Origin of the sequence: Lysobacter enzymogenes, from assembly GCF_017168095.1 — a bacterium.
Taxonomy (GTDB): Bacteria; Pseudomonadota; Gammaproteobacteria; order Xanthomonadales; family Xanthomonadaceae; genus Lysobacter; species Lysobacter enzymogenes_D.
The window spans coordinates 1-3,641 of sequence record NZ_LXSD01000116.1; the positions used below are offsets into that span (position 1 = coordinate 1).

At 73.6% G+C, this 3,641-nt stretch carries 4 protein-coding genes; all 4 read left to right on the forward strand.

Annotation, left to right across the window (positions count from 1 at the left end):
• Positions 1-134: 134 nt before the first annotated feature.
• The 4 genes from A7A76_RS03345 (at position 135) to thpR (ending at position 3,413) form a co-directional block, all read left to right on the forward strand.
• The gene (locus A7A76_RS03345) at positions 135-698 is read left to right on the forward strand and encodes an SRPBCC family protein (protein WP_206409865.1); all 564 of its coding nucleotides are present in this window, start codon (positions 135-137) and stop codon (positions 696-698) included.
• A complete protein-coding gene (locus tag A7A76_RS03350) occupies positions 695-1,573 on the forward strand; it encodes a helix-turn-helix domain-containing protein (RefSeq protein WP_206409866.1) in 879 nt (292 codons plus the stop codon). The genes A7A76_RS03345 and A7A76_RS03350 overlap by 4 nt, the downstream gene beginning before the upstream one ends.
• A 37-nt stretch (positions 1,574-1,610) precedes the next feature.
• A complete protein-coding gene (locus tag A7A76_RS03355) occupies positions 1,611-2,732 on the forward strand; it encodes a hypothetical protein (RefSeq protein ID WP_206409867.1) in 1,122 nt (373 codons plus the stop codon).
• A 90-nt stretch (positions 2,733-2,822) separates the two neighbouring features.
• Positions 2,823-3,413: an RNA 2',3'-cyclic phosphodiesterase gene (thpR, locus tag A7A76_RS03360; RefSeq protein ID WP_206409868.1), complete on the forward strand. Its 591-nt coding sequence runs from the start codon at positions 2,823-2,825 to the stop codon at positions 3,411-3,413.
• Positions 3,414-3,641 lie beyond the last annotated feature (228 nt).

A 3,641-nucleotide genomic window follows, 5' to 3' on the forward strand; every position in this document is an offset into this window, starting at 1 on the left:
GCCGCGTCCGCGCGTGCCGCGCCTGCGAACCGCGCCGCGCCGCACGCCATCCCAACTTCCGGCCATTGCCGCCGCCGCGCGCGCGGTTCCTAATTCGTCCATCGGCGCCGCAGGCGCGGCGCGGGAGCCAGCCGATGCGCACCGTCCGCGTTGCCCCGATCGCGATCGCCCTCGTCGCCGGCGCCGCCGCGCCCGCCGCGGCGGCGGTGAAGGACGCGGCCGCCAACGGCTTCAGCGTCGAAAACGAACGCACCGTGGCGGTCGATGCCGCCACCGCGTGGAAGGCGCTGACCGACGACGTCGACCGCTGGTGGCCGAAGGATCACAGCTGGTGGGGCCGCGACGCGCGCCTGTCGATCGACGCGCGCGCCGGCGGCTGCTTCTGCGAGCGCAGCGAAGACGGCAAGCGCCAGGCGGCGCACATGACCGTGAGCTTCGTCGACCCCGGCAAGACCCTGCGCCTGCTCGGCGGGCTCGGCCCGCTGCAGGGCATGGGCCTGAGCGGGGCGATGGAATTCCGGCTCAGCCCGGCCCAGGGCGGCGGCACCCGCATCGTCCTGTTCTATCGCGCCGGCGGCTACACGCCCGACGATCTGTCCAAGCTCGCGCCGGTGGTCGACCAGGTCCAGGGCCAGCAGCTGGGCGGCCTGGCCGATTACCTCGAACGCGGCCGCGCGGCCGCCGCGCCGCATCCATGAGCGAGGCCTGGCGCACCCGCCACGACCGCAACGCGGCGCTGGCCACCCATCGCCATCGCGAGGCTTACGCGGCGCTGGTGCTGGACGGCGACTACACCGAATCCAGCCTCGACGGCCCGCTGCCGTGCGCGCCGGGAACGCTGGTGCTGCACCCGCCGTTCCACGCCCACGGCGACCGCTTCGGCCGCAGCGGCGCCAGCGCGATCAATCTGGAGCTGAGCGCGGGCCTGCCCGCAAGCGCGAGTTTGCGCCCAGGCGTACTCGCCGACGCCGGCTTCGCCGCGCGCGCCTGGCGCGTGCACGACCTGCGCGAGGCGCGCGAGGTGTTCGAACGCGCGCCGCAGCGCCTGGGCGAACTGTTGGCCTGCGCCGCGCCGCAGGCCGCGGCCGCGCTGCCGGACTGGCAGGGCGAACTGCTGCGGCGGATGGCGCAGGACGAGCGCGAGATCGCCGAGCTGGCGCGCGAACTCGGCGTCTCGGCCGAGCACGCCAGCCGCGCGCTCGGCCGCAGTTTCGGCATGTCGCCGCGCGCGCTGCGGCGCGAGGCGCGCTGGCGCCGGGCGCTGCAGTTGCTCGGCGCGCCGATGGCGCTGGCGCAGGTCGCCGCCGCGGCCGGCTTCGCCGACCAGAGCCATCTGCACCGGATCGTGGTCGCCCATGCCGGCTGTACGCCGCTGCAACTGCGCCGCGAGCTCGCTCAAGGCCGGCTGCCCGCGTCCGCCGATGCTTCCGCCGATGCTTCCGCCGATGCGTCCGCCGATGCGTCCGCCGATGCGTCCGCCCGGTCGTCCGGCCAGGGCCGCGCCGGTTCGCGGCGGTTGGATGCGGGACAGATCAAGTGCGTACAAGATTCGCCGCCCGCGCTCGCCGCCTAATGGGCCCGACACCCCACCGCGCGAGCCCGGAGTCCCCATGCGTAATCGTTCCCCGCTGTTGTCCCTGTTGCCGGCGGCCGCATTGCCGGTGTTGATCGGCTGGATGATCGGCGCCGCCGCCGCGCCGCTGTCGCCGAACAGCGGCCCGCAGGCCGCCGATGCGGTCAGCCGCGCGCTCGGCGCGGTGCTGCGCGCCGACGTGCCCGAGGCGCTGGGCGCGCTCAAGGCCGCGCCGGCCGAGCAGTTCGACGGCAAGGACGCGGCCTTCCGCCAGTGCATGTTCGAACGCCACGAGCGCAAGGCGCCGCCGCCGACGGCGGGCGCGCCCAAGGACGCGTTCGCGGCCAAGGTGCTCGGCATCTACCAGCGCTATTGGTGGCGCGCGGCGCGCGAGCCGCAGCGCCGCGGCGAACTCGAGCGCGCGCTCAAGAACGACCTCGCCGCGGCGATCGGCGAGCCGCCGCCGGCCGAGGGCGACGAGGCGTTCGAAGCGCTTTACGCCAAGATCGACGCGCGCCTGCGCGAGAGCGGCCTGCATCCGCTGCAGGGCCGCACGCCGCCGCTGTACGACCTGTTGCTGTGGGGCGGACAGGAGGAGCGCGACTACACGGTCGACCTGCCGGGCGGCGTCCAGCAGCCGGTCAAGGTGTTCGTGATGGACGGCTGGATCAGCCGCGGCTGGAGCCACTACAGCGCTTGCGGCGCCACCGGCACGGCCGGCTGGGTCAAGCCCGAGGGACTGTACGCGGTGCGCGAGTCTTACGGCGACCTGCAGGGCGAAGACTTCAAGGTCAGTTTCCTCGGCCACGAAGCGCAGCATTTCGCCGACCTCAAGCGCTGGCCCAAGCTGCCGCCGTGGCGGCTGGAGTACCGGGCCAAGCTGGTCGAGCTGGCCAAGGCCGACAGCAGCCGCGGCAAGCTGCTCGACCGCTTCTACCGCAGCCAGGACGACAATCTCGATCATCCGCACCCCTACGCCAACAAGAAGGTGCTGGCCGATACCGTCGCCGCGCTCGGCCTGAAGCCCGACGCCGACCTGCGCGCGGCCGACCCGGCCGCGGTGCGCCGCGTCGCCGCCGAGATTCTCGGCGCCGACACGCGCAAGATCGAGAGCGAACCGGCCGGAACCTACGCCGAAGACGCCAAGCCCAAACCCTGAGCGCGCAGCCCGTGCGCGGCCGCAACGCCGCGCGCCGACTGCGTCGTGCGTGGCCCGCGGCCGGCGCGCGGCAGCGGTTAGACTTCGCGCATGCATCAGTCTTCTTTGTTCGGCGAACCTTCGCCGCGCCAGCCCGGCGAGCTGCACCGCCTGTTTTTCGCCCTGTGGCCGGACGCCGACGCGCGCGCGCAGATGCGCCAACGCGCGCTGGCGCTGGAATCGGCGCAGCGGCCGGGCGGGCGCATGATCGGCGCCCACCGTTATCACCTCACCCTGCAATTCCTCGGCGATTTTGACGCGTTGCCGCAGTCGCTGGCGCAACGCGCCGCGGCCGCCGCGGCGACGGTGCAGGCCGCGGCGTTCGACCTCGCGCTCGACCGCGCCGGCAGCTTCGCCAATCGCGACATTCCGTGGTGGCTCGGCAGCGCCCAGCCCGATCCGGGCCTGAGCCTGCTGTGGGACCGGCTCGGCGTGGCGCTGGCCAAGCACGGGGTCAAGGTCGTCGCCGGCCACCGCGCGCAAGCGCCGCACGTCACCGTCGTGCGCCAGGCCGAGCGCGGCTTGCCGGCGATGCCGATCGAGCCGTTGCTCTGGCGCGTCGACCGCTTCGTGCTGCTGCACAGCGAATTGGGGCGGCGCAACGAGTACTCGTTGCTGGGCGAGTGGCGTCTGCCGGGCTGAATCGGGCCGGCGCGCGCGCCGGCGGCTGAGTGCGGCGCGGCGAACTCGAAAGAAACGGCCTCGCAACCAGCCTGTCGTCCGCAACCGACCTATCGTCATGCCCGCGGAGCCGGGCATCCAGGGCTTTACCGCGACATGGCTCTGAAGTCTCTGGATCCCCGCCTCCGCGGGGATGACGGCTGGAAAAGACGCCGCGAAACCCACCTACCGTCATGCCCGCGAAGGCGG